Raw genomic sequence first — 25,722 nt, 5'->3', positions numbered from 1 at the left:
GGAGACTCGGATGGAACGACTTCGAATGGTGGGAGCGGCGACGCTCGCGATGGTGCTCGCTGCAGGATGTGGCGACGACGACGCGAGCACGGAGACCGACGGCGGCCAACGCGCGGACTCGGGCTCGCAGATGCTCGACGGTGGCGGCGCCGATGCCGCCCGCAGCGATGGTGGCGGCGGGGGCGACGAGGACTCGGGCCTTCCCGTGGTCGCGTGCGATGCGCCGATCCCCGCGCTCACGATGGTCGAGGTGACGACCGAGCGCTTCTCGTCACCGCTCTACGTCACGCAGCCGCCGGGCTCCGACGATCTCTACGTCGTCGAGCGTGGTGGGCGCGTCCGCATCGTGCGTGACGGGGACGTGCTCGAGACCCCGTTCCTCAACGTCTCGGGCCTGCTGAACGGCGCTCCCACCGGCGGGAACGAGTGGGGCCTGCTCGGCCTCGCGTTCCACCCGCAGTATCAGACCAACGGTCGCTTCTTCATCGCGTACACGCCGAACGGCTCGCCCTGGCGGAACATCATCGCCGAGGGCACGCGGAGCGACGATCCCGACGTGGCCGAGGACGAGGTCACGCCGATCGTCACGGTCGCGGACGACGCCGGCAATCACAACGGCGGCATGCTCGCGTTCGGCCGCGACGGCTATCTGTACGCGGGGATCGGCGACGGCGGGCTGCAGCGTGATCCCAACAACCGCGCGCAGGATCTGTCGGTGTTGCTCGGCAAGGTCCTCCGCCTCGACGTGAGCGTTGTGGGCGAGGCGCGAGTGCCTGCGGACAATCCGTTCTCCGACAGCGAGATCTGGGCGCTCGGTCTGCGGAACCCGTGGCGCTTCTCGTTCGACCGCGAGACCGGCGACTTCTGGGTCGGCGACGTGGGCAACGAGACCTGGGAGGAGATCAGCGTGGTCACCGCAGAGACCGCATCCGGGGTGAACTTCGGATGGCCGATCTACGAGGGCTCCCGCGAGTCACCGAACCGCAACGGCCGGAACCTGGTCGCGGGAACGACGCACCATCCGCCGATCGCCGAGTACACGCACGAAGACGGGGTCTCGATCGTCGGCGGCTACGTCTACCGTGGCTCGGCGATCCCCGCGCTGCGCGGCGTGTACTTCTACGGCGACTCGAGCGCCGACGACTACGTGCGCGGCCTGCGCGTCTGCGACGGCGAGGTCACGCGCGGGCCCGAGGCGGTGCCGGGCCTCGAGCGTTCGACGCTGCCGAGCTACGGGCTCGTCTCGTTCGGGGAAGACAACGACGGCGAGCTCTACATGGTCTATCTCGTGACCGGTGAAGTGCTCCGCATCGTCGCCGCGGAGTGATCACGGCGCCTGCGCGTCGGGCAGCGGGACGCGCAGGAGCAGCGGGGCGTCGATCACGTCGCGGCGATCGCCGACGTCGACGACGCCTCGCTCCGCGCTCGGCACGACCACGAGCTCGAGCGAGCGCACTCCGTCGATCGCGCTCACGCCGAGCAGCACGAGCTCGGGCGTGGCGTCGCCATCGACATCGGCGAGCACGTGACGGCGCGGGCCGAGCTCGCCGGGGCCGAGCTCGATCCGCGTGAGCGCTTCGAACGCGCCCTCCGCGTTGGTGTCGATCACGACGAGGCGCGGGTGATCCCACGCGACGATCTCCGCGGCGGGATCGTCGTCGAGCTGCGCCGTGGTGACCTCGCGCGCGCTCGCGGGCGCGGCGTCGATGCGCGTCACCTCGAGCTCGCCTTCGCTCGCGCGTCGTGCGCGCACCAGCACGATGCCGCTCGCCTCGATCAGCGCGTCGTTCGCGCCGTCGCCGTCGACGTCTCCGATCGCCACCCCCGACGCGCCGGGGATCGTGAGCGTGTGGTGCCGCGGGAAGGGCCCGGTGCCGCTCCCGAAGAACACGTCGGCGCGCCCTTCGTCGGGCGAGGTCACGATCACGTCGAGCTTCCCGTCGCGATCGAGATCGACGAGGCCCGCGCTCTGCGCGCCGACCGCGGTGCGCAGCACGGCGCGTCGCGCGGGCGATGCACCGCCCGCGAACACCCAGACCTCGCTCGGCAGCCGCGCGAACGGGTTCGCGCGATGCACCACCGCGAGATCGATCGCGTCGCCCTCGTCGACCAGCCCCGCGACGACACCGACCGCCGCGATCGGCGCGAGCACGCGCGGATTCTCGAAGCCGCCGAATCGATCGCGCGGCACGACGTAGAGACCGCCGCCGCGCGTCGCGCTGCCCGCGCCGTAGAACGCGAGCGGCAGGACGAGATCGCGCGCGCCGTCCGCGTCGAAGTCCGCGGCGAGCGCGGCGCCCGCCATCGGCGCCGACTCGGCGTCGCTCGCGGGCGCGTCGACGCGCGCGACGCGCACCGGGAGGTCGTTCTGGATCGCGATGATCTCCCAGCGATCGCCGCACCCGACCGCGAGCTCGGCGTGCGCGTCGCCGATCAGATCGATCGCCGCGAGCGACGGTGCGATCGCGGGCTCGGGGCACACGATCCAGCGATCGCGGCGGAAGCGCGGCACCTCGGGCACCGGCGGACCGGCATCGGTCGCGACCGACGCATCGACGTCGAGCGCCGCGGCATCGACCTCGCTCGCCGCGTCGACCTCGGCCACGCCCGCGTCCGCGCTCTCGGCGGGCGTCTCGCTCGTCGCGCCACCACCGAGCCCCGGGATCGGCAGCACGCCCGCGACGAGCCCGACCACCGCGAGCACCACCCAGAGACCGAGCAGCACCGCGAGGGTCTGCAGCGTCGCGCGCACGGCTTTCACGGCGGCCTTCGTATCGCAGCGCGAGTTTCGTCGCCACGTCTCGACGGTCTCTCACCTCGGAGCCTTGTTGAACACCCTTCAACTCCTCTAGCGTGCGCGTGGGGTACGTGGAGGTGGCGATGACTTGGCTCAGGGTGGGATCGACCTTCGTCGTCGCGGGCTCGTTGCTCGCGCTCGCCGGGTGCGGCGGTGACGACGACACCAGCGGCACCGACACCGACGCGGGCAACGGCGTCGATTCGGGCACGAGCACGATGATCGACGGTGGCGGCGCGCCGGTCGAGGAAGACGCGGGTCCGATCGGCGACGTGACCTACTACGGGCACGTCCGGCCGATCCTCGCCGAGAACTGCGTGAGCTGCCACGTCGCGGGCGGCGTCGGGCCGTTCCCGCTCGACACCTACGACATCGCGAAGAACATGGCGACGCGCATCGCGGAGGTGACGCGCGATCGCATCATGCCGCCGTTCCTCGCCGACAACTCGGGCGAGTGCCACACGTGGCGCGACGCGCGCTGGCTCACGAACCGCGAGATCGCGACGCTCGCCGCCTGGGACGAGCAGGGCGAGCCCGAGGGCGACCCCGCGACGCCGCCGCCGACCGTGCCGCCGCTGCCCGAGCTCGATGGCACGGTCTCGACGATCGAGACCGAGGTCTACACGCCGGACTCGACGCGCACCGACGACTATCGCTGCTTCGTCGTCGATGGTCCCGCGGCGACCACGTTCCTCACCGGCTACGAGGTGCATCCCGGCAACGCGCCGATCGTGCACCACGTGATCGTGTACGCGCCCACGAGCGCCGGCGCGGCGGACCAGGCGCGCCAGCTCGATGCGAACGAGGACGGCCCCGGCTACACGTGCTTCGGCGCGGCGAACGTCAGCGCGTTCCCGGTCGTGCTCTGGGCGCCGGGCGGCGGCGCGACGCTCTTCCCGGACGGCACCGGCGTGCAGCTCGAGGGCGGGCTGCCGCTGATCATCCAGGTCCACTACAACCTGCTCGCGGGCAGCGACCCCGATCAGACGAGCGTCGATCTGCAGACCGCACCGCGCGCGACGCGCGCGCGCATCATCCCGCTCGGCGACTACGACATGTCGCTCGCGCCGCGCATGTCGTCGGTCTCGACCTCGCACACCGAGAACCTCAGCGACCTCACGCGCGGCATCAACCTGCCGGTCACGATCTACGGGATGTTCCCGCACATGCACACGCTCGGTCGGCAGCTGCAGGTCGATCACATCGCGAACGGCGGCGGCGAGCAGTGCCTCGTCGACGTGCCGCGCTGGGACTTCAACTGGCAGCTCGCGTACTTCTACGACGAGCCGATCCGCATCTCGACGCTCGACTCGATGCGCATCACGTGCACGTACGACACGAGCGATCGCGATGGGACCGTGACGTGGGGTGAAGGCACGCAGGACGAGATGTGCCTGAACTTCTTCTACGCGGTGATCTCGACCGGGCTCTGATGGACCTTCACCGCGGTCGCGCCGGCGCGATCGCGGTGTAGCCCGGCGGGGCCGGAGGCACTGCCGGTCCACGATCGAGCGCGAAATTGTGCGAAGCAGCGGCCCGGTGAGCGCGCATGCGCTCCCGGGCCGTTCGCTCTTCGCGCAGCTGCGTGAGCGCGCGCGCGAACGTCGCCTCGGGGTGCAGCATGAGCGCGTCGCGGATCGTGCGCTCCGCGACCTCGAGGCGCGAGTCCACATCGGGCTCGCCCGACGCGCGCGCGGCGAGACGACGCGCCTGACCGAGATCGAACATCACACGCGCGCGCTGCTCCTCGCTGCGCTGCTCGAACGAACGGCGCGAGACCACGCGCTCGAGCGTCGCGAGCGCCTCGCGCGGATGTCCCTCGCGCACCGCCTGCAGCGCCGCGCGCACCTCCGCGTCGTCGACGTCGACGAGCTCCACGTCGAGCTGTCGCTCGCCGGGATCGACCGCGCCGATCACGCGACGTCGCAGTCGATCCACGACGCGCATGCGCATCGCGAGCGTGTCGGAGCCCTCTTCGCGCTCCTCGATCGTCAGCTCCTGCAGCAGCCGATCGGTGCGCGCCTCGCTCACGCGGAGCATCACGCGCCCGACGACGACCGGCAGATCCTCGACCACCGATCGCCGCACCGTGTTGCACCCCCACGTCGTGCACACCGTGTCGGGGCGCGAGAAGAACGTCGGGCGCGCGGTCTCGACCACGTGCGTGTCGACGCGGATGACCGCGCTCGCAGGGCCGAACGCGCCGCTGCCGCGGCGTCGCTCGAGACCGTCCTCGTCGACGCGCTCCACCCGGAGCCCGTCCTGCGAGCTCGCGGAGAGGTGATGCGCGAGCGCATCGGCGACGTCGAAGTCCTCGGGCGCGGTGCCGTGCACCACCGCGACCTCGGGGAACACGCGGATCGGGAGCTCTGGCGGAGTCTCGACCGTCGCGCGGACCTGCAGCGAGCCCCCACACCCGCAGGTCAGCAGCGCGACGATCCCCACGACCACGTCGCTGTGTTTCGAGGCCACGACGATCCATCGTGTGGCGCACGCCGCGGCGTTACAACTCGCTGCCCTGGGTGTGACCTCCGTGCGATCGACGATGGATCAGCGATCGTCGCGTCCGCCGCGACCGTGACCGCGACCGGGCGGGCTCTGCCCGCGATCGCTGCGCGAGCGGCCGTGATCGTCGTCGCGCCGCGCGTGTCCGGGCGGGCTCTCACCACGACCGCTGCGCGAGCGCGAGTCCGCGGGCACGCCGACGCGACGCGGGCTCTCGCCGCGACGTGAATCGACGGTCGTCGTGTGCCCCGCGCTCCTGCCTCGCACCACCGTCACGCCGCATGCGGACGTGAGCGCGACACCGAGCACGATCGTGAGCACACGAAGCGAGACTCCACGCATACGAACCTCCTGGTGAAGACGGGATGGCCACCAGGAGCGCTCGCCTTCATCGCGGATGTCGGAGCGCAGATCACAAGCGCGCCGCGGAGAACGCGACCACGTCGTCGATGTCGCGCACACCGAGCAGCAACATCACGAGACGATCGACGCCGAGCGCGTTGCCTCCGCTCGGCGGCATGCCCTCTTCGAGCGCGGCGAGGAAGCGCTCGTCGAGCGGGTACACCGGCAGACCACGCGCGTCACGCGCGCGCTGATCGTGCTGCAAGCGCGCGCGCTGCTCGATCGGATCGGTGAGCTCGCCGAACCCGTTGCAGAGCTCCATCGCGTCGACGAACGCCTCGAAGCGATCGGCGCGCCCGTTCGGCAAGAGCTGCGCGAGCGACGCCATGCTCGAGGGCCACTCGATCAAGAACACCGGGCGCGCGCGACCGAGCTCGGGCTCGATGGTCTCGGTGAGGATCCGGAAGAAGCGCTCTTCGTCCGGCAGCACGTCCGCGACGCGGACGCCCGCGTAGCGCTCGAACGCCTCGTCGACGGTGAGCCGCTCCCACGGCGGCGCGAGCTCGATCGGTCCGCGCTCACCCTCGACGCGGGTGGTGCCGAGCACGGTGCGCGCGGCGTGCGCGACCATCTCCTCGGTGTCGCGCATCACGTCGTCCGAGCTCGCGAGCGCGCGATACCACTCGAGCATCGTGAACTCGGGCTGATGACGCGAGCCCTCTTCGCCGCGCCGGTAGCAGCGACACAGCTGGTAGATGCGCTCGAGCCCGCCGCTCAGGAGGCGCTTCATCTGGTACTCGGGGCTCGTGATGAGCCAGCGCGGCTCGCGCGAGTTGCCCAGCGCGAACGCGTCGAGGTGCAGATCGAGCCCCGGGCTCGGCACCGCGCTCGGCGTCTCGACCTCGACGAATTCCGCGCCGTCGAGCCAGGCCCGCACGGCGCGCAGGATCGCGGCGCGCTGAACGAGCAGCGTCATGCGCCGGCGCTCGTCCTGGTGCGTGCGCACCCACTCGCCGTGCACGCGCCAGCGCTCGCCGATCGGTGCTCTGAGCACATCGATGCTCAGAGCACGCATCTGCGAGCCGTCCCACTCGCCCTCGACGCGCACCCAGGCGTAGTCGGGCGGCGCGGCGCACTCGCCGAGCGCGATCCCGATCGCGCCGCTCGCGTCCTCCACGCGCACGCGATCCGGGCCCACGAACGTGACGCGGCCCGCGACGAGCACCGTTCTCGGTGCCGCGACGCGGGCCAGCGCCTCGATCATCACGCGCGCGGTCGCGCGCACCCGATCACTTCTTCGCGCGCTCGACGTACTCGCCGGTGCGCGTGTCGATCTTCAGCAGGTCGCCTTCGTTGATGAAGAGCGGGACCATCACGGTCACGCCGGTGTGCATCTTGGCGGCCTTCAGCGTGTTCGTGCTGGTGTCGCCCTTGAAGCCCGGCTCGGTCTCCACGACCTTCAGGTCGACGTGCGTCGGCGGGGTCACGCCGATCGGCTTCTCGTTCCAGAGCAGGATCTCGACCTGCATGTTGTCCACGAGATAGAAGCGGCTGTCGCCGAGCTGCTCCGCCGTGAGGAAGCTCTGCTCGTAGCTCTCGATGTCCATGAAGACGTAGCGGTCGCCCTCGGGGTAGAGGAACGTCATCTGACGCACCTCGAGGTCCGCCTTCGCGAGCTTCTCACCGCTCTTGAACGTGCGCTCGAGCACGTTGCCGGTGAGCATGTTGCGCAGCTTCGTGCGCGTGAACGCCTGACCCTTGCCGGGCTTCACGAACTGGAAGTCGATCACGACGCAGGGCGCGCCGTCGAGGATGACCTTGAGGTTCTTCCGGATGTCGGACGTGTCGTACATGGCTGGCGTTCCGCGGCTGAGAGAGAAGTCGAGAGCGAGGCCTCGCGGTGATCTAACCCCCGCGAGGCCCGCGATCAGAACGTCACTGGCTGACGTTCTGCTGGAAGATCACCGTGTCGCTCGGGGTCGACGTCTCCGTCGCACGCTCGGCGGTGATCATGACGGTGAAGCGCTGGTGCGGCGTGGTCGCGGTCGCGCGGCCGGTGCGCGAGCTCGGGTCGTACGCGACGTTCGCCTCCATCGAGGCCGGCGCGGAGCCCGTGCGCACCCACAGCACGTAACGCGTGAAGCCCGACCCGAGCCGATCGGGCGGGGTCATGTTCGTGCCCGAGAAGGTGATCAGGTTGTTGCCGCCGTCGATGTGCTCGACCTGCACGCGACCGTCGGCGCCGGGGTCTCGTTGCGAGCCGCGGACCGTGTAGTTGCGCGCGCCACCGCAGCCCGCGGCGTACGCGGCGAGCGTGGTGAAGGCGATGGCGAGGAGGGCAGAGCGAGCGATACGGAGCATGTTCGGCGGTTCTCCTTCTCTCTCGAGTCGGGCGCTTCTACGCCCGCTCCGAAAGAGCGTCAAGCGTTGGCAATGACCGCATGGCGCCCCTCGCGGGGCGACACGCGGAGTCGGTGTCGGGCTTGCAGCGGCCGGCCAGAGACGCTAACCCGCGCTCCTCATGGCCGACGTCGACGAGGAGATCCGCGAGATCAAGCGCGAGATCATCGAGTCGCGAGGGCTCGTCATCAAGACGAGCAATCTCACGAACTCGCTCGCCGCCGACATCAAGTCGATCGCGAAGCGCCAGGCCGGGTACGAGCGCCGGTTCAACTGGAACTCGTGGGTCGCGTACGTGCTCTTCGCCGTGCTCTCGTTCAGCGGGCTGTACCTCGCGACGTCCGCACGCATCGGCGAGTACGAGACCACGTCGGCGCAGCTGCAGGAGCGGGTGGACGCGCTCCAGCGCGAGATCGACGAAGAGCGCCAGCGCGCCGAGCGACGGGCTCACGCCGAGGTCCAGGCCGCGCAATTCTACCGATTGATCCGCGAGCGCAGGCGCGCCGAAGCGGTCGAGCAGTACGCGGAGATCCGTCGCGAGCAGCTCTCGCCCGCCGAGTCCGCGTTCTTCCGCGACATGATCGACCGGTTCCAAGTCGACCTCTCGGTGCAAGCGTACCAGAACGGTCTCGATCTCGTCCGCACCGGACGGTACCAAGAAGCGGCCGAGGTCTTCCAGGAAGCGATCCGTCTCGACGACGACGGCACGCACATCCCGGCGGTGCGCCTCGAGCTCGCGCGCGCGCTGCGCCACCTCGGCAACGACACGCTCGCCAAGCAGTACGCGGCCGAGGTCGCGGAGCAGACGGTCGACCGCGAGCTGCAGGACGACGGATTGCTGCTCTTCGCGCAGTGCGCGGAGAGCCTCGGCGAGATCGACGAGGCGCGCGCCGCGATGCGCACGTACCTCCGGCGCTGGCCGCGCGCGGCGTTCGCGACGGACGTCCGCCGTCATCTCTCGGATCTGAACCGTCGCGCGATGCGCGGCTCGGCTCCCCCGGACTGATGCTCGCGCGAGGGCGCGCGGCGATCGCGTGGCTCGTGATCGTCGGCTGCGCGCCGAGCGTGCCTCCGGTGCGCGCTCCGAGCGCGCCCTCGACCCATCGCGATCCACCGGCGCACGTGCCCGCGCCCGAGAGCGCCCCGAGCACCGGTGAGCTCGTCGGCGTGGTCGCGGCGGGCGGCGAGGATCAAGCGCGCGAGCTGCTCGTCGCGCTCGTCACCGCGATCGTCGAGGGCGATCGCGAGACCCTCGAGGCGACGCTCGGTGAGGAGGTCTTCCACGGCGGCTCGCTGCGCGCGGGGCGCACGCGGACGCGGACCTCGGGCAGCGCGTTCGCCGGTCAGCTGCTCACGCGAGCCCGAATGACGCGGCTGCCGCCCGATGCGCGCTTCGAGGATCTCGTCGAGGTCGAGTCGATCCGAGTGGAGCCGATCGCCACGAGCATCGCGGGCGAGCCGCTCGCGTCCGAGCTGCAGCCCGGCGATCTCGTGATGCACTTCGAGCTGACGAGCGCAGGGCGCGACCCGCTCGTCGATCTCACGCACGAAGGGCACGGCGCGCTGATCGTGCGGCCCGGAGAAGATCCCCGCGTCATCGCGCGATAGTCTGCGCGCATGAGCGACGACGCGATCGTGATCCTCTGCACCGTGCCGAGCGTCGAAGTGGGCGAGACGCTCGGGCACTCGCTGGTCGAAGCGCGCCTCGCCGCGTGCGTGAACGTGATCCCCGGCCTTCGCTCGATCTACCGCTGGAAGGGCGAGGTGCAGATCGACGCCGAGGCGCAGTGCCTGATCAAGACGCGCGCATCGCTCTTCGAGCGTGTGCGTGATCACGTGCTCGCGAGCCATCCGTACGAGACGCCGGAGATCGTCGCGCTCCCGATCATCCGCGGATCGGACGCGTACCTCGCGTGGATCGCGAGCGAGACCGCTTAGGCCTTGCCGATCGTGCGCACGTTCGAGCGCACGTCGAACACGCCGCGCTGCTTCGCCGCCGCGAGCACCTTGAGCGCCTCGCGATAGCCGCGCTGGAGCAGGTGTCGCGCGTTGCCGCGATCGAGGAACGAATAACGACCGAGGTCCGCCGACACGTTGAGGATCGTGAGGTGCGGATAGAGGCGATGGATCAGATCGATCCCGCGCTTCTCCTTCTCGCTCAGGATCACGTTCGCGGTCTGGCGGATCATCGCGCCCACGCCGCCGTGCACCAGCGACGTCTCGCCGGGGCGCGTCACGTGGGGGCGGTACACGTTCGAGATCACGACGACGTCCGCGCCCGCCTCGACCGCGAGATCGATCGACAGCGTGCGCACCAGCTCGCCGTCCATGTAGTACCGATCGCCGATGCGATAGGGCCGGAACAGCACCGGCACGCACGAGCTCGCCGCGACGGCCTGGCTGATCGGCACGTCGTCGAGGTAGCCCTTGCCGAACACCACGCGCCCGCGCCCGTCGACGTCGGTCGCGGTCACGAGCAGAGGGCGCGTGAGCTTGCGGAAGTCGTTGACCGGCAGGCGCTCGCGCAGGAAGCGCTCGAAGCGATCGATCGAGAAGAGACCGCTCGTGAGCCACCCCGGCGAGCGCCACTGATCCTTGTTCGGCGCGCCGAGGAAGTAGCGGCCCTTGAGCGCTCCGTCCTTGTCGTTGCGCATCCAGAACGGACGCAGCCAGTCGACCATTTGATCCGCGGTGAAGCCTTCCGCGAAGAACGCGCCCGCGATCGCGCCTGTGCTCGCGCCGACGAAGACGTCTGGCGCGAGGCCGAGCTCTTCCATCGCCTTGAGCACGCCCAGGTGGGCGATGCCCTTGGTCGCTCCCCCGGAGCCCACGAAGGCGACGCGCGGTGTCGAGCTCATGTCAGCGAGGTGTCCTATCACGATTCGGGGGCATCGCTCCACGAACCGGCGCGCTTTTCGGGCGCCGTGGTGAAAAGCTCGCTCAGAGATCGACGGTCGACGTCGAGAGATCGCGCCCGATCACGAGCGCCTGGCCTTCCTTCAGCGCGCGCCAGTCGGGCGGTGCCTCGGGCCCGTTGCTCGCGACCATCACGTAGCGGAACGTGCTCGCCGGGCTGCGTGCCTCACCGAGCAGATCGCGCTCGACGAAGTGCATCGGACCGCCGCGACGCACCGCGTACATCTGGCGGCCGTTGGTGAGCACGAACCCGAGCGTCGCGGGCGGGGCGCCGATCTCCGAGACCAGGCGATCGACCAGCGCGATCGTCGAGCGGATCGCGCCGAGCACGATCTTCGAGTCGATGTCGGGGTTGTCGAGCTGGCCGCGGTCGTGGAGGAACGAGAGCAGCGCGTGGAAGACGTGCTCGCTGTCGGTCGTGCCGCGGATGTTCCGCTGCAGGAAGTCCGGCATCGGCTCGAGCATCGCCTGGCGCACCGCGTCGAAGCCGCTGACCGTGCCGTTGTGCGCGAAGATCCACTGGCGCATCCGGAACGGATGCGTGTTCTCGGAGCGGTAGTCGCCCACGGTGGCGGTGCGGAAGTGGATCACGGCGCAATCGCTGCGCACGTTCCCCGCGACCTCGCTCCAGGCGAGCGAGTCACGGTCCGACCGTGGCCGCTTCTTGTGGAGGACTTCGCCGCCCTGATAGAAGCCGATGCCCCAGGCGTCGGCATCGATGTCGGACGCAGGACCGACGGCGATCCTCTCCTCGGTGAGCGCGTCCGCGAGGCGGTCCGTCCGGTTCGCCATGTACCCGATCAGACGTCCCATACGCTTCCTCCGGGGGGATGGGGTGGACGGATCCGAAGCGTCGGATCGTGCAGCGCACGAGCCGCGCGTTCGTTCACGACGAGGTCTCCAGCGCTCCGTCTCGGAGACCTCTGACGCAAGAGCCTCGTTCGAGGCCATCGCGATCTTAGCAACCTTGGTTCCACCGGTCGCCGAACGTCAAGCATCATCGCTGCGGCGAGCCCACGTTCGTCGACGAATCCTGCGCGCTCGTGGAGGCATCCGTCGCACGTTCGCGATCGCCACCACCACGACGTTCGTGCCACACCTCGTCGATGAGACGGCGATGCCGCGCCCTCGCGGCGCGCTCTGCCTGCATCGCGACGACACGCACGACGATCGCTCCCGCCACCGAGAGCACGACCACCACGCCGGGCCAGACGAGATCCAGTTGGTTCATCTGCGCACGACCAGCCTCGCACCACGCGCGCCGCGATGCACGTGGTTCGTCGCCATCGCGCTGCTCGCGTGGAGCGCCGGCATCGCCGAGGCCGCGGAGCCAGAGCGCTACAACGTGAGCGCGCGCGTCGATCGCGATGCAGGCGCGCTCGCGATCGAGGAGCGCGTCACGGTGCGGGTCGCCGAGGGCGAGCACGAGGTGCGGCTCTGGGTGTACGCGGATCGCTTGTCGGTGGCGCCGCGCGCGCTCGGTGAGCGCACCTGGCGCTGGCTCTATCCGGGCGATGTCGAGCACGGCGAGGTCGCGATCGATCGTGTGTCGATCGATGGCGCCGAGATCGAGCCGCGCTGGGATCGCGAGGAGGGCGGCGACCGCGGGCGCGATGCGCGCGGTGGCGATCTCGTGATCCCGATCACGAGCGGTGCGGCGCGCACGATCGAGATCGTGATCGCGATGCGGCTGCGCGTGCCCGCGCGCTTCGGTCGTCTCGGGCGCGACGGCGGAACGGTCGCGCTCGCGGGGCCTTGGTATCCGCTGGTCGTCGGCGAGGACGATGGATGGCGCTTCGTCGTGCCGCATCGCGTGTCGATCGAGATGGACGACGGCGAGCTCTGGCTCGGCGGGCAGGTCGCGCGCGGTCGCACCAGCGTGGAGCGCGAGGTGCCGTACGTTCCCGCGCTGCTCGCGTCGCGCCTGCATCGCTGGACCGCGCGCATCGCGGGCGTCGACGTGGCGTGGACCTCGTTCGAGCCGATCTACGTGGCGCCCCGGAGCGAGGTGCCCGGCGCCGCAGGCCTCGCCGATCTGGTGCACGTCGATCGCATCGGGCTCATGCGGCAGGCGCTCGAGCCCGCGATCGCGACCGCGCGGTGGCTCCGCATCGCGCTGCCCGCGCGCATCGATCTGCTCGACGTGCCGACGCGCACCGAGCTCGCGGCGACCGCGCCGGGCGTGGTGATCGTCTCCGATCGATTCGCGCAGGTGTTCCCGGTCGACGTGGTGCAGGCGTTCCATCTGCGCGCGCTGCGTCGCGCGGTGCTCGCGCTGCTCGCGCAGCCGATCGCGGATGCGATCGATCCGATCGCGGATCGCGGGTGGACCGAGGATCTGCGGGGCGCGGTGCTGCTGGAGCTCGACGAGGTGCGTCGCTCGTCGGAGGCGCGCACGCCGCAGCAATTGCTCTCCGCGTTCGCGTTCCATCCGGCGATCGATCAGCTGCTCTACGCGCCGCAGATCGCGTTCGAGGACGTGTACTTCTCGGCGATCGACGAGCCCGATCCCTATCGCGACGAGCCGAGCCGGGCGCGCGTTCCGCACGCGCGTGGGATGCGTCTGCTCGAGAGCGCGCGCGACGTGCTCGAGCCGCGCGCGTTCGAGCGATTCGTCGCGATGATCGCGAACGGCCGGCGCTCGGTGCGTGCGGCGCTGGAGCGCGTCGATCCCGCCGCGCTGCTGCGCCTGCCGACGTGGCTCGACACGCCGCGCCTCGAGACGAACTACCGGCTCGGCGCGATGCGCTCGGAGCGCCTTCCCGACGGTCGTTGGCGCCACGTGATCGAGGTGCTGCGCGAGGGAGCGACCCGCGTCGAGCCGGTGCAGGTCGAGGTCGAGGATGCGACGGGCGCACGCACGATCGGTGTGTGGGACGCGCCGGGCGAGCGCGGCGAGGTCGTGATCGAGACCGAGGGCGAGCGACGCTCGGTGACGATCGATCCGCGCCAGCGCCTCCCGCAGAGCGCGGCGATCGCCGACGGACATCCACGCGCCGACGACGCGACGGATCAGCCGTGGCGGCCTCCGGTGTTCACCGGGTTCGCGTTCGAGATCCTCGCGACCGAAGCGAACGTGACCGGCTTGATCGATGTCGTGCTGAGGCAGCGATACGATCTCGAGCACACGTTCAATCTGCGTCTGTTGCGCACGGCCGCGCGCACCGGAGGACGGATTCGATATCTGCAGGGCGTCGGGCCCAAGGTGCACACGAATCGTCGCTCGGTGACGGTCGGCGGCGGCATCGGCTTCTACAACGTGCACGCCGGCTTCGGTGGCCCGGACGTGCCGGGCGGCTGGGCGGCGGACGCGGATCTCTCGCTCTATCTCGACACGCGCAGCTATCTCTACGACTGGCGAGAGGGCCTGTCGGTGCTGGTGCAGGGACAGGCGACTGCCACGTTCCTCGACGACGGAACGTTCGGCGCGACCGGGCGCGTGAGCGCGCGATTCTCGGGCACGATCGGGATCGGCAACCTCCACGCGATCGTGCTCGTCGGTCATGCGGGCGTGTCGATCAATCCGGTGGTGGATGCCAATCGACAGTCGATCGGTGGTCGATACGGACTGCGCGGATATGCGACCGACGAGCTGCTCGGGACGAGCGTGGTGTACGGCGTCGCGGAGCATCGATTCACGGCGGTGACCGATCTCGCGTGGAACGTCTTCCACGGCATCTGGGCGCGCGAGCTGCAGCTCGCGTGGTGGCTCGGCGCGGGCATGGTGCTCGGCACGAGCGATGGTCGCGACGTCGTCGGTGCGGCCGAAGCGGGCGTCGGCGTGCGCGTCCACTACGAGTACGCGGGGATCCAGCCGGGCGTGCTCGCGCTCGACTTCGGTGTGCCGTTCGGGCGTTGGATCCAGGGCGACCCGCCGTGCGCCTTCGCGAACGGCGAGTGTGATGATCGCCCTCCGTTCGGCTTCTACATCTCGGTCGATCAGTACTACTGAGCGCGCCCGGCGAGCCGCCCGGTCCACGCGGGCAGCACTTCGTTCTCGAAACGCTCGCGCTGCGTCTCCGCGACCGCATACGCGAGCTCGCGCAGCGCGCGCTTGGTCGATCCGTACGCGTGACGGGGCAGCTTCGCGCGCGCATCGAGGCGCGCGCTCGCGACCTCGTGGAGCCGTTCGCGCGGCGCGAGCTCGTCGATCAGACCGAGACGCAGCGCATCGCTCGGCGCGTAGCGATCCGCACCGAGCAGCACGGTCTCGACGTGCGGCGGCGGCACGCGCTGCGCGAACACCGCGGGCACGAAGGGCGGGTAGGTGAGCCCGATCGCGACGCCGGTCATCCCGATGCGCACGCTCGGATCGTCGGCGCACACGCGCCAATCGCAGCACTGCACGACCAGACACCCACCCGCGACCGCGTGCCCGTTGACCTTCGCGATCGTCGGCGCGGGGTGGAGGAACAGCTTCCGCACGACGCGCTCCATCGTGATCAGCAGCTTCGTCACGTGCGCTGCATCGGCGACGCGCAGCTCGTCGAGATCGAGCCCCGCCGAGAACGCGTCGGCCGCACCGGTGATCATCAGCGGCTCTTCGTGCGCCTGATCCAACGAGCGCTCGAACGACTCGAGCATCGCCAGCGACATCGTGTTGGGACCGCGGCCCTGCAGCGTGATCTCGATCATGGCGCGCGGAAGGTACCGCAGAGGACGCCACAGAGAGCGGAAAGCCTCTGCGGTTCAATTCTTCTTGTCGCGTCCGGCCGCGTGCGACGATCGGCGCGATGTCCGAGAGCGACCTGCTCGTCGACGCGTATCTCACGCACCTCAAGGTCGAGCGCGGGCTCGGCGCCGCGACGATCCAGGCGTACGCGACCGATCTCGCGCGTTATGCGCGACACCTCGAGTCGGAGTCGCTCGACGTCGCGGCCGCGGATGGTCCGGCGATCAGCGGGTTCCTCTACGCGCTCTCGAGGTCCGATCTCTCGGCGCGCTCGCAGGCGCGATATCTCTCCTCGCTGCGGGGCCTCTACAAGTGGCTGCTCTCCGAGAAGCACGTCGCGCGTGATCCCACCGAGCTCGTCGACTCACCGCGACTGCCGCGCAAGCTCCCGGTCGTGCTCTCGAAGGACGAGGTCCTCGCGCTGCTCGGCGCGCCCGACCTCGACGACACGCCGCTCGGGATCCGCGACGCCGCGATGCTCCACACGATGTACGCCGCGGGGCTGCGCGTGAGCGAGCTGGTGCACCTCGAGCTCGGCGACGTGAACCTCGAGACCGGCTTCGTCCAAGCGTTCGGCAAAGGTCGCAAGCGCCGCATCGTCCCGCTCGGCGCGCCCGCGCGTCGCCGCATCGAGCGCTGGAAGCGCGAGGTCCGCGGCGGCTGGGCGCCGGCCTCGTCGCGCTTCCTCTTCGTGACCGAGGCGGGCACGCCGATGACGCGCCAGAACTTCTTCGCGCGCGTGCGTCACTGGGCGCTCGCCGCGGGCATCTCGCGCCCGATCAGCCCCCACAAGCTGCGGCACTCGTTCGCGACGCACCTGCTGCTCGGCGGCGCGGACCTGCGCGCGGTGCAGACGATGCTCGGGCACGCCGACGTGACGACCACGCAGGTCTACACGCACGTGACCGGCGAGCACCTCTCGTCGATGCACCGCCGCTACCATCCGCGAGGCTGATCCAGCGCTCGAAACTTCCGGGAAACGCGAGAAAAATCGTGGTCTCGCGTGACAGCGCTCACAAATGGGGCCAAGCCTTCGGGGCGCGCGCTCCGGGTCGCACGATCGGCGGCCTGGTTCGTGGTACAAGGGCGGCCCGCGCGCCGGCCCGCGGCGCGCGCGCCATCACGCCCTCACGCTCGCCGCGCCGCCCTCACGCGGGCGCCGCGACGCGACGACAGCATTCCCGAGGAGGAATCCGATGACTGCGCCCACGCACGGCACTGCGATCACGATGTCGAAGGACGGCACCCTGAACGTGCCGAACGACCCGATTCTCCCGTTCATCGAAGGCGACGGAACCGGTCGCGACATCTGGAAGGCGAGCGTGCGCGTCTTCGATGCGGCCGTGGAGAAGGCCTACGGCGGCAAGCGCAAGGTCGTCTGGCACGAGGTCTACGCGGGCGAGAAGGCGTTCACCAAGTTCAACAACTGGCTGCCCGATCAGACCATCGAGGACTTCAAGAAGTACCTCGTCGGCATCAAGGGCCCGCTGACCACGCCGATCGGCGGCGGCATCCGCTCGCTCAACGTCGCGCTCCGCCAGCTCCTCGATCTCTACGTCTGTCTGCGCCCGGTGCGCTGGTTCGAGGGCGTGCCCTCGCCGGTGAAGCGCCCGCAGGACGTCGACATGGTGATCTTCCGCGAGAACACCGAGGACATCTACGCCGGCATCGAGTTCGAGGCGGGCACTGCGGAGAGCCAGAAGTTCCTCGCGCTCCTCAAGGAGCAGTTCCCGAAGGCCTACTCGAAGATCCGCTTCCCCGAGAGCAGCGGTATCGGCATCAAGCCGGTCTCGAAGGAAGGCACCGAGCGCCTCGTGCGCGCCGCGATCAAGTACGCGGTCGACTGCAAGCGCAAGAGCGTGAACCTCGTCCACAAGGGCAACATCATGAAGTTCACGGAGGGCGCCTTCCGGAACTGGGGTTACGCCCTCGCGGAGAAGGAATTCGGCGACCAGGTCTACACCTGGGATCAGTGGGAGCGCACCAAGGAAGCGAAGGGCGAGGACGCGGCGAACGCCGAGCAGAAGGCGGCGATCGCGGCGGGCAAGATCATCATCAAGGACTCGATCGCCGACATCACGCTGCAGCAGGTGCTGACGCGTCCGACCGAGTTCGACGTGATCGCCACGCTCAATCTGAACGGCGACTACTTGAGTGACGCGCTCGCGGCGCAGGTCGGCGGCATCGGCATCGCGCCCGGCGGCAACGCGAACTACGTCACCGGCCACGCGATCTTCGAGGCGACGCACGGCACCGCGCCGAAGTACGCCGACAAGGACATGGTCAATCCGTCGAGCGTGATCCTCAGCGGCGAGATGATGTTCCGCCACATGGGCTGGAGCGAGGTCTCCGACCTGATCATCAAGGGTGTCGAGGGCGCCATCGCGGCGAAGACCGTCACCTACGACTTCGCCCGCCTCATGGAGGGCGCGAAGCAGATCAAGTGCTCCGAGTTCGGAGACGCGATCATCAAGCACATGGGCTGATCGGCAGAGTCGAGAGGAGCTTCAGAATGGCCAAGCGGAACAAGATTGCGATCATCGGTGCGGGCAACATCGGTGGCGAGCTCGCGATGCTCGTCGCGCGCCGCGAGCTCGGTGACGCCGTCCTCCTCGACATCCCGGAGAAGGAGGGCGTCGCGAAGGGCAAGGCGCTCGACATCATGCAGACGGGCGCGCTCGACGGCTTCGACTCGAAGGTCTCGGGCACCGCGGACTACAAGGACATCGCGGGCTCGGACGTCGTGATCGTCACCGCGGGCGTTCCGCGCAAGCCCGGCATGAGCCGCGACGATCTCCTCTCGATCAACCTCAAGATCATCCGCAGCGTCGCGGCGGGCATCAAGGAGCACGCGCCGCACGCGTTCGTCGTCGTCATCTCGAACCCGCTCGACGCGATGGTCTACGAGATGAAGAAGGTCACGGGCTTCCCGAAGGAGCGCGTGGTCGGCATGGCGGGCGTGCTCGACTCGGCGCGCTTCCAGTGCTTCATCGCCGAGGCGGCGGGCGCGAGCGTGAAGGAAGTGCGCACGCTCGTCCTCGGCGGCCACGGCGACACGATGGTGCCGGTGCTCAGCGCCTGCACGATCAACGGCATCCCGGTCACCCAGCTGGTCGCGAAGGACAAGCTCGACGCGATCATCGACCGCACGCGCAACGGCGGCGGCGAGATCGTGAAGCTCATGGGCACGAGCGCGTACACCGCGCCTGCCGCGGGCGCGATCGCGATGGCCGAGAGCTACCTCAAGGACCAGAAGCGCCTCCTCGCCTGCGCGACCTATCTCGACGGCGAGTACGGCTACAAGGACCTCTACATGGGCGTGCCGGTGATCGTCGGCGGCAAGGGCGTGGAGAAGGTCGTGCAGATCGCGCTCACCGCCGAGGAGAAGGCGATGCTCGACAAGAGCGCCGAGGCGGTCCGCGGGCTCATCAACGACTCGGCGAAGCTCTGATGAACATCCACGAGTATCAGGGAAAGCAGATCTTCCAGCGCTACGGCGTCCCCACGCCGAAGGGCATTCCCGCGTTCACCGTGCCCGAGGCGGCGGCGGCGGCGAAGCAGCTCATCAGCGACACCGGCAACGAGGTCGTCGTCGTCAAGGCGCAGATCCACGCAGGTGGTCGCGGCAAGGCGGGCGGCGTGAAGGTCGTGAAGGGCGCGGCGGCGGCGGAAGAGGCGGCGAAGGCGCTCCTCGGCGCGACGCTCGTGACGCCGCAGACCGGCCCGAAGGGCAAGGTCGTGCAGCGCCTCTACGTCGAGCAGGGCCTCGCGATCGAGCGCGAGATCTACATGGCGATGCTCGTCGATCGCGAGGTGCGCCGCGTGCTCTTCATGGCGAGCACGGAAGGCGGCGTCGAGATCGAGAAGGTCGCCGAGGAGACGCCCGAGAAGATCCTCAAGGTGTGGATCGATCCGGCGACCGGCCTGATGCCCTATCAGGCGCGCAAGATCGGGTTCGCGCTCGGTCTGAGCGGCAAGACGCTCAATCAGTTCTCGGCGATGGCGGGCAAGCTCTACGAGATGTTCGTCGCCGAGGATTGCTCGATGGTCGAGGTCAATCCGTTCTGCGTGCTGAAGGACGGAAGCGCGGTCGCGCTCGATGCGAAGGTCAACTTCGACGAGAACGCGAGCTTCCGGCACAAGGAGTGGGAAGACCTCCGCGACGCGAGCGAGGAGAACGCGGTCGAGACCGCGGCCAAGCAGGCCGGTCTCAGCTACGTCGCGCTCGACGGCAACATCGGATGTCTCGTCAACGGCGCGGGCCTCGCGATGTCGACGATGGACATCATCAAGCACTTCGGCGGCGAGCCCGCGAACTTCCTCGACGTCGGCGGCGGCGCGACGAAGGAGCAGGTCACCGAGGCGTTCACGATCATCACCAAGGACCCGAGCGTCCGCGGGATCTTCGTGAACATCTTCGGCGGGATCATGAAGTGCGACGTCATCGCCGCGGGCGTCATCGCGGCGACCAAGGCGGTCGGTCTCAAGGTGCCGCTCGTCGTGCGCCTCGAGGGCACGAACGTGGAGCTCGGTCGCAAGATGCTCGAGGAGTCGGGCCTCGCGATCACGCCTGCGAACGACATGAAGGACGGCGCGCAGAAGATCGTCGCGCTCGCAGGGAAGGGCTGAAGATGGCGATTCTCGTCGGAGAGAACACGCGCGTCGTCGTGCAGGGCATCACGGGCTCGGCGGGTGGATTCCACGCCGACATGTGCATGGCCTACGGGACGAAGATCGTCGGCGGCGTGACGCCCGGCAAGGGCGGCACGACGTTCGAGGGCAAGACCAGCGGCAAGAAGGCGCCCGTCTTCGACACGATGGTCGACGCGGTCGAGAAGACGGGCGCGAACTGCTCGCTGATCTTCGTGCCTCCGCCGTTCGCGGCGGACTCGATCCTCGAGGCGATCGACGCGGGCGTCGAGCTCGTCGTCTGCATCACCGAGGGCATCCCGGTCACCGACATGCTGAAGGTGCGCCGCGTCCTCGACTCGCAGAAGAAGACGCGCCTCATCGGTCCGAACTGCCCCGGCATCATCACGCCGGGTGCGTGCAAGATCGGCATCATGCCGGGCCACATCCACCGCCCCGGGCACATCGGCGTCGTCTCGAAGTCGGGCACGCTGACGTACGAGGCGGTCCACCAGCTCACGTCGCTCGGGCTCGGTCAGAGCACGGCAGTGGGCATCGGTGGCGACCCGGTGAACGGCACCGACTTCGTCGACGTGCTCGAGATGTTCAACGCGGATCCCGACACGCACGGCGTGATCCTGATCGGCGAGATCGGCGGCAGCGCGGAAGAGCGCGCGGCCGAGTACATCAAGAAGCACTTCAAGAAGCCGGTCGCCGGGTTCATCGCGGGCGTGACCGCGCCTCCGGGCAAGCGCATGGGCCACGCGGGCGCCGTGATCAGCGGCGGCAAGGGCACGGCGGCGGAGAAGCAGAAGGCGCTGATGGAAGCCGGCGTGAAGATCGCGCCGACTCCGAGCGACATGGGCGCGACGCTGAAGTCGCTGCTCTGATCGCGTATCGCTGATTCAGCTGCTCACACACGCGAGGCGTCTCGTCGATTTACGACGGGACGCCTCGTTGCTTTTGCGCTATAGGCGCGGCCGAAAATCCAGGAGAAACGAGCTCACAATGGCCACCGAGAAGACGTTCGCGATCGTCAAGCCCGACGCGGTCGAGAAGAATCACATCGGCGCGATCCTCGCGCTCATCGAGAAGAACGGGCTCAAGATCCGCGCTGCGCGCATGATGCACATGAGCCGTCCGATCGCGGAGGGCTTCTATCACGTGCACAAGGCGCGTCCGTTCTTCGGCGAGCTCGTCGACTTCATGACGCGCGGACCGTGCGTCGTGATGGTGCTCGAGGGCGAGAACGCGATCGCGAAGTGGCGCGAGCTGATGGGCGCGACCGACCCGGCGAAGGCCGCGGAGGGCACGGTGCGCAAGCTCTTCGGCGCGAACGTCGGCGAGAACGCGACGCACGGCTCGGACGGCCCCGACACGGCGAAGTTCGAGATCGGCTGGTTCTTCCCCGGCTACGACGTGTGAGTGACGAGGACGCGGAGGGCTCGCGACGCCACCCTCCGCGTCCTACTCTGTTCGTTCGTGGTCCGCGTCGTCCGTGCCGTGCTCGGAGCCGCGCTCGCGCTCGTCGCGAGCTGCGCCGGAGCGCAGGGCGAGCACGAGACCACCGCGCGCGAGGAGACCGCGTCGCTGGACGAGGCCGCGCGCCTCGCGATGCTCCTGCCCTCGAGCGCGGATCGCTGCTCGGTCGCGCGACCTTCGCTGGTCGCGGATCGAAGGCGCCCCTTGATCCTCCACGCGTCGCAGGGCGACGTGCTCGCGTGGTCGCGCGATCTGCGCATCGTCGCGTACGCGTCCGCGCGACGCCTCGACGAGCGTGGTCGCGCGCAGAGCGTGACGTTGCTGAGCCTCGCGGGCGGGCAGGGCGAGCGACGCGACGAGCTCGAGGCGTCGCTGCCGCTGCGCGTGCGGTGGGAGGGCGAGCCGTGCCGCGCCGATCAGTGCGATCTCCCGCGCGCATCGATGCTCGATGCGCGCACGCTGCGCATCGAGCGCGGGGCGCCGAGCGATGCACGAGCGGGCGACTCGCCGTGTGTCGATCTCGCGATCGCGTGGCCCTCGGCGGTCGAGCTCGACGTGTCGCGACAGGACTGCGAGGACACGCGCAGCGAGGGCTGCACGCAGCGCCGCATCCTCGAGCCGACCGACGACGGATTGCGACAGCGCGTCGAGGACTCGCTCGGGAGCGAGCGCGCGGCGATGCGCGCGCTCGAGTCGCTGCGGCTGGTGCCGGGGCTCGAGGGCGGCATCGACGTCGATCGTCGAGGCGCGACCGTGGTCACGCTGCGCTCGATCTCGTGGGCCGAGCTCGAGCTCCTGCTGGAGGACGAGCGCATCGAGCGCGCAGCCTATCGTCGCCGCGACGAAGCGCGGCGCACCCGCGCGCTCGACGAGGTCGACGTGGAGAGCCTGCCGCTCGTGCGGCAGCAGGTGCAGCTCCGCGAAGAGCGCCTCGCGCGTCTGCACGGCGAAGGACGGCGGCGCGCGGCCGAGGAGCTCGCCGCGCTGCTCTCGGCCGCGACGATGCGTCACCTCGCGACCCGTCCCGAAGACGCGCTCGATCTCGCGCGTCGCCTGGTGCGCGTGCAGCTCGACGAGCTCGACGATCCCGCGGGCGCATCGCAGACGATCGACGCTGCGCTCGCGACCGGCGTCGCCCCGCGCGAGACGTGGCGCGGGCTGCGACGCGAAGCGCGCATCGCATCGCTCGCGCGCGCTCTCGCGAGCCCCGACGAGACGAGCGCGCTCACCGATGCTGCGAGCGCGCTGCGTGAGGACGGCCTCGCCCCCGACGACACCACGGCGCGCGCGGCGGCGCTCGATCTCGCGGTGCTGCGCGCGGCCGGTGCGACCCACGAGCTCGCGGAGAGCGCGTGGACGCACGCGCGCGCGGTGACCCGCCGCGCGATCTCTCTGCGCGCGATGCCGAGCGGCGCCGGCGTCCCGATCGCCGCGCTCCCCGCGACGCTCGCGTGGCTCGCCGAGCTCGGCGGCGATCCCGGGCCGTTCTCGGTGTTCGTCGTCGCGCGCGCGACGCTCGCCGAGGGCACCCGCGCGGTCACGGGCCACGACGCGCCCGACGAAGCGCGCGTGTTGCGCTTCGAGCACCTCGCGGATCGCGCGACGCTCGCGGGCAGCGGCGCGTCGATCGATGCGCTCCTGCACCTCGGCGCGTCGATCGAGTCCGCCCTCGCGCCCGGGCCGATCACGATCGACGTCGTGCTCACGTCGATCTCGACGCCCTCGGTCGAGCGCACGCTGCGCTTCGAGGGCGAGCTCGGCGTGGGCCGGGTGCGCATCGAACGCGGCGATGCGTGGATCGCGCGCCACGACTGGCCCGCGATCGAGCGCTATCTCGCCGATCCGTTGCGCGCGATGGGCGCACGTCTCTTCCCGCCGCCCGAGCTCGTGGTGCGCGCGACGAGCGAGGAAGAAGCCGCGCACCTCGCGCGCATCGGAGACGACCCTCCGCAGGCGCGCTGCGCCGCGGAGGGCATCGAGGTGCGCTGCGTGCCTCGCCCCGACTCCGACGCGCGCGGCGCGCTCAGGCGCATCGTGCGCGCGTCGCTCGGGGCCGGTCTCGCACCCGCGAGCGAGTGAGCGTCACTCGCTCGCGCGCGCTTCGCCGTCGCTCTTCGACTCGTGCTCTTTCTTCGGCTTCGCGGGGATGAGCTTCGAGAGCACGATCGACCCGATCAGCAGCGTCGCGACGACGGTCAGCGAGATCGACGTCGGGAAGTGATCCCAGCCGATCAGATGGATCAGATCCATCGACAGGATCTTCACCGCGATGAAGAGCAGCACGAGCGCGACGCCGGTCTTCAGGAACCGGAACATCGGGAGCAGCACCGAGAGCACGAAGTAGATCGAGCGCAGCCCGAGGATCGCGAACATGTTCGACGTGAACACGATGAACGGGTTCGTCGTGACCGCGAAGATCGCCGGGATCGAGTCGAGCGCGAACACCACGTCGGAGAGCTCGATCACGCAGAGCACGAGCAGCAGCGGCGTCGCGAGGCGCCTCCCGTTCTCCAGCACGAAGAAGCGGTCCTTGCGATACGTGTCGGTCATGCGGTTGCCGAGCACGCGCCGCACGAGCTTCACGGCGCCGCTCTGCTCGATGTCCGCCTCTTCGTCCTCGCCGCCCGCGAAGAGGAGGCGCCCGCCCGTCCAGAGCAGGATCACGCCGAAGATGTAGAGGACCCAGTGGAAGCGCGCGATGATCGCGGCGCCGAGCCCGATGAAGAGCCCGCGCAGCACGACCGCGCCGACGATGCCCCAGAAGAGAACGCGGTGCTCGTACGCCTTCGGCACCGCGAAGGTGCTGAAGATGACGACGAACACGAACATGTTGTCGACCGAGAGGGCGAGCTCGAGCAGGTAGCCCGTCAGGTATTCGCCCGTCGCGCGCGCTCCGAAGCCCGGCAGGAAGTAGAGCAGCCCCGCGAAGACCGCGGAGCAGGCCATCCAGACCAGCGTCCACGCGACTGCCTCGCGGAACGTGACCTCGCGCGTGGTCCGGTGGAACACACCGAGGTCGATCGCGACCATCGCTCCGATGAACACGAGGAAGCCCGCCCAGAGCACGGGCATCTCCAGCGACTCGAACATCCGCGACGACTCCTATCCGGCCGCGCTCTCTCGCGCGACGCCGGTACCCGCCGATCCGGCTCGGCGGGTACCTTCGCACAGAAAAGTCACGTGTGCTCGTTCGCCCCGCGAGGCCAGCGAGCCCTCCGTTCGAGCAGGTTCCGCGGCCCCGGTCACGGTCCTTGCGCCTCGCCACGCATCGCCCTAGCGTGCTCGCTCCGTGCTGCGCTTCTCGACCCGACACCAGCTCTTCCTCGTGCTGGTCGCGCTCTTCGTCACGTGCCTGCTCGTGGCGGACATCGTGGCCGGCAAGTACTTCCAGGTCGGCGCGCTGGAGATGTCGGTCGGGACCGTGACCTTCCCGATCGCGTTCCTGCTGACCGACATCGTCAACGAGTACTACGGGCGACCGGGCGCACGGATGATGACCGGCATCGGGATGGCGATGCTCGTGGTCGCGTTCTCGCTGATCTACATGTCGCGTACCCTGCCGGTCTCCGCCGGCAGCCCGGTCGGGCAGGAGTCGTTCGACGCGGTGTTCGGGATCAGCATGCGTCTCTTCGTCGCGTCGCTGGTCGCGTACCTGATCAGCCAGATCGTCGACATCCACGCATTCCACTTCGTGAAGGGCGTCACGGAGAGCAAGCACCTCTGGCTGCGCGCGATCGGATCGACCGCGCTCTCGCAGGTCGTCGACACGTTCGTCGTCACGTTCGGGTGCCTGCTCGGGCTGCGCTCGACCAGCGACATCCTCGTGATCTTCGGGACGAGCTATCTCTACAAGATCGTCGTCGCGGTGCTGCTCACGCCGCTCGTCTACGTCGCGCACGATCTGATCACGCGCCGCATGGGGATCGAGCCCGCGCCGCACGACGAGCGCGAGCTCGCGGCGATGCCGGCGGAGTAGGGC

Annotated in this window: 25 protein-coding genes; 14 read left to right on the top strand and 11 right to left on the bottom strand. The window is 69.6% G+C overall.

Annotation, left to right across the window (positions count from 1 at the left end):
• Positions 1-10: 10 nt before the first annotated feature.
• The gene (locus I5071_RS13740; protein ID WP_236605897.1) at positions 11-1,327 is read left to right on the top strand and encodes a PQQ-dependent sugar dehydrogenase; all 1,317 of its coding nucleotides are present in this window, start codon (positions 11-13) and stop codon (positions 1,325-1,327) included.
• Here the strand turns inward: I5071_RS13740 and I5071_RS13735 are convergent, their stop codons facing one another.
• A complete protein-coding gene (locus I5071_RS13735; protein WP_236605896.1) occupies positions 1,328-2,761 on the bottom strand; it encodes an FG-GAP repeat domain-containing protein in 1,434 nt (477 codons plus the stop codon).
• A gap of 119 nt (positions 2,762-2,880) precedes the next feature.
• Here I5071_RS13735 and I5071_RS13730 point away from each other — a divergent pair, with 119 nt between their 5' ends.
• Positions 2,881-4,230, top strand: a complete 1,350-nt coding sequence (locus tag I5071_RS13730; protein WP_236605895.1) for a hypothetical protein — start codon at positions 2,881-2,883, stop codon at positions 4,228-4,230.
• Between the two features lie 7 nt (positions 4,231-4,237).
• Here the strand turns inward: I5071_RS13730 and I5071_RS13725 are convergent, their stop codons facing one another.
• The 5 genes from I5071_RS13725 to I5071_RS13705 all read right to left on the bottom strand — a co-directional run bounded on the left by I5071_RS13725 (position 4,238) and on the right by I5071_RS13705 (position 8,005).
• Positions 4,238-5,269: a hypothetical protein gene (locus I5071_RS13725; protein ID WP_236605894.1), complete on the bottom strand. Its 1,032-nt coding sequence runs from the start codon at positions 5,267-5,269 to the stop codon at positions 4,238-4,240.
• 78 nt (positions 5,270-5,347) lie between these two features.
• Entirely contained in the window at positions 5,348-5,644 is a 297-nt protein-coding gene (locus I5071_RS13720) for a hypothetical protein (protein WP_236605893.1), read from the bottom strand.
• Between the two features lie 70 nt (positions 5,645-5,714).
• Positions 5,715-6,929 carry an EF-P lysine aminoacylase EpmA gene (epmA, locus tag I5071_RS13715; RefSeq protein ID WP_236605892.1) on the bottom strand — a complete coding sequence of 405 codons (1,215 nt, stop codon included), beginning with the start codon at positions 6,927-6,929 and terminating at the stop codon, positions 5,715-5,717.
• A 4-nt stretch (positions 6,930-6,933) separates the two neighbouring features.
• Entirely contained in the window at positions 6,934-7,497 is a 564-nt protein-coding gene (efp, locus tag I5071_RS13710) for an elongation factor P (protein ID WP_236605891.1), read from the bottom strand.
• An 82-nt stretch (positions 7,498-7,579) separates the two neighbouring features.
• Positions 7,580-8,005: a hypothetical protein gene (locus I5071_RS13705; RefSeq protein WP_236605890.1), complete on the bottom strand. Its 426-nt coding sequence runs from the start codon at positions 8,003-8,005 to the stop codon at positions 7,580-7,582.
• Positions 8,006-8,165: 160 nt separating this feature from the next.
• Between I5071_RS13705 and I5071_RS13700 the strand changes: the two genes are divergently transcribed.
• From I5071_RS13700 to cutA, 3 genes are read left to right on the top strand one after another with little or no spacing between them, the layout of a single operon-like run.
• Positions 8,166-9,050 (top strand): tetratricopeptide repeat protein, encoded by an 885-nt coding sequence (locus I5071_RS13700; RefSeq protein WP_053233685.1) that lies wholly within the window; start codon positions 8,166-8,168, stop codon positions 9,048-9,050.
• The gene (locus I5071_RS13695) at positions 9,050-9,652 is read left to right on the top strand and encodes a Tim44 domain-containing protein (protein ID WP_236605889.1); all 603 of its coding nucleotides are present in this window, start codon (positions 9,050-9,052) and stop codon (positions 9,650-9,652) included. The genes I5071_RS13700 and I5071_RS13695 overlap by 1 nt, the downstream gene beginning before the upstream one ends.
• 9 nt (positions 9,653-9,661) lie before the next feature.
• Positions 9,662-9,982, top strand: coding sequence for a divalent-cation tolerance protein CutA (gene cutA / locus I5071_RS13690; protein ID WP_236605888.1), 321 nt, complete (start codon positions 9,662-9,664; stop codon positions 9,980-9,982).
• Here the strand turns inward: cutA and I5071_RS13685 are convergent.
• The 3 genes from I5071_RS13685 to I5071_RS13675 all read right to left on the bottom strand — a co-directional run bounded on the left by I5071_RS13685 (position 9,979) and on the right by I5071_RS13675 (position 12,386).
• Positions 9,979-10,902, bottom strand: a complete 924-nt coding sequence (locus tag I5071_RS13685) for a patatin-like phospholipase family protein (protein WP_236605887.1) — start codon at positions 10,900-10,902, stop codon at positions 9,979-9,981. The two genes, cutA and I5071_RS13685, sit on opposite strands and share 4 nt — an antisense overlap.
• 82 nt (positions 10,903-10,984) lie before the next feature.
• Positions 10,985-11,773 carry a class II glutamine amidotransferase gene (locus I5071_RS13680; protein ID WP_236605886.1) on the bottom strand — a complete coding sequence of 263 codons (789 nt, stop codon included), beginning with the start codon at positions 11,771-11,773 and terminating at the stop codon, positions 10,985-10,987.
• Between the two features lie 184 nt (positions 11,774-11,957).
• Entirely contained in the window at positions 11,958-12,386 is a 429-nt protein-coding gene (locus I5071_RS13675) for a hypothetical protein (RefSeq protein ID WP_236605885.1), read from the bottom strand.
• On the opposite strand from I5071_RS13675, the gene I5071_RS13670 reads away from it, so the two are divergent.
• Entirely contained in the window at positions 12,363-14,912 is a 2,550-nt protein-coding gene (locus tag I5071_RS13670) for a hypothetical protein (protein ID WP_236605884.1), read from the top strand. The two genes, I5071_RS13675 and I5071_RS13670, sit on opposite strands and share 24 nt — an antisense overlap.
• Here I5071_RS13670 and I5071_RS13665 read toward each other — a convergent pair.
• Positions 14,906-15,595 (bottom strand): enoyl-CoA hydratase/isomerase family protein, encoded by a 690-nt coding sequence (locus tag I5071_RS13665; RefSeq protein ID WP_236605883.1) that lies wholly within the window; start codon positions 15,593-15,595, stop codon positions 14,906-14,908. The genes I5071_RS13670 and I5071_RS13665 overlap by 7 nt on opposite strands.
• Before the next feature lie 98 nt (positions 15,596-15,693).
• Here I5071_RS13665 and xerD point away from each other — a divergent pair, with 98 nt between their 5' ends.
• The 7 genes from xerD to I5071_RS13630 all read left to right on the top strand — a co-directional run bounded on the left by xerD (position 15,694) and on the right by I5071_RS13630 (position 23,822).
• Entirely contained in the window at positions 15,694-16,587 is an 894-nt protein-coding gene (xerD, locus tag I5071_RS13660; protein WP_236605882.1) for a site-specific tyrosine recombinase XerD, read from the top strand.
• A gap of 241 nt (positions 16,588-16,828) precedes the next feature.
• Positions 16,829-18,118 carry an NADP-dependent isocitrate dehydrogenase gene (gene icd, locus I5071_RS13655; protein ID WP_236605881.1) on the top strand — a complete coding sequence of 430 codons (1,290 nt, stop codon included), beginning with the start codon at positions 16,829-16,831 and terminating at the stop codon, positions 18,116-18,118.
• Positions 18,119-18,144: 26 nt separating this feature from the next.
• Positions 18,145-19,083, top strand: coding sequence for a malate dehydrogenase (gene mdh, locus I5071_RS13650; RefSeq protein ID WP_236605880.1), 939 nt, complete (start codon positions 18,145-18,147; stop codon positions 19,081-19,083).
• Complete coding sequence (sucC, locus tag I5071_RS13645; protein ID WP_236605879.1) at positions 19,083-20,261, top strand: ADP-forming succinate--CoA ligase subunit beta; 1,179 nt, start codon at positions 19,083-19,085, stop codon at positions 20,259-20,261. The genes mdh and sucC overlap by 1 nt, the downstream gene beginning before the upstream one ends.
• A 2-nt stretch (positions 20,262-20,263) precedes the next feature.
• Complete coding sequence (sucD, locus tag I5071_RS13640; RefSeq protein WP_236605878.1) at positions 20,264-21,151, top strand: succinate--CoA ligase subunit alpha; 888 nt, start codon at positions 20,264-20,266, stop codon at positions 21,149-21,151.
• Positions 21,152-21,269: 118 nt separating this feature from the next.
• Complete coding sequence (gene ndk / locus I5071_RS13635; protein ID WP_236605877.1) at positions 21,270-21,686, top strand: nucleoside-diphosphate kinase; 417 nt, start codon at positions 21,270-21,272, stop codon at positions 21,684-21,686.
• 57 nt (positions 21,687-21,743) lie between these two features.
• Entirely contained in the window at positions 21,744-23,822 is a 2,079-nt protein-coding gene (locus tag I5071_RS13630; protein WP_236605876.1) for a hypothetical protein, read from the top strand.
• Positions 23,823-23,825: 3 nt separating this feature from the next.
• Here the strand turns inward: I5071_RS13630 and I5071_RS13625 are convergent, their stop codons facing one another.
• Positions 23,826-24,833 carry a TerC family protein gene (locus I5071_RS13625; RefSeq protein WP_236605875.1) on the bottom strand — a complete coding sequence of 336 codons (1,008 nt, stop codon included), beginning with the start codon at positions 24,831-24,833 and terminating at the stop codon, positions 23,826-23,828.
• A 199-nt stretch (positions 24,834-25,032) separates the two neighbouring features.
• Here I5071_RS13625 and I5071_RS13620 point away from each other — a divergent pair, with 199 nt between their 5' ends.
• Entirely contained in the window at positions 25,033-25,719 is a 687-nt protein-coding gene (locus I5071_RS13620) for a queuosine precursor transporter (protein ID WP_236605874.1), read from the top strand.
• Positions 25,720-25,722 lie beyond the last annotated feature (3 nt).

The organism is Sandaracinus amylolyticus (assembly GCF_021631985.1).
In the GTDB taxonomy this organism is placed as follows: Bacteria; Myxococcota_A; Polyangia; order Polyangiales; family Sandaracinaceae; genus Sandaracinus; species Sandaracinus amylolyticus_A.
This window is presented reverse-complemented; position numbering and strand designations above follow the sequence as displayed.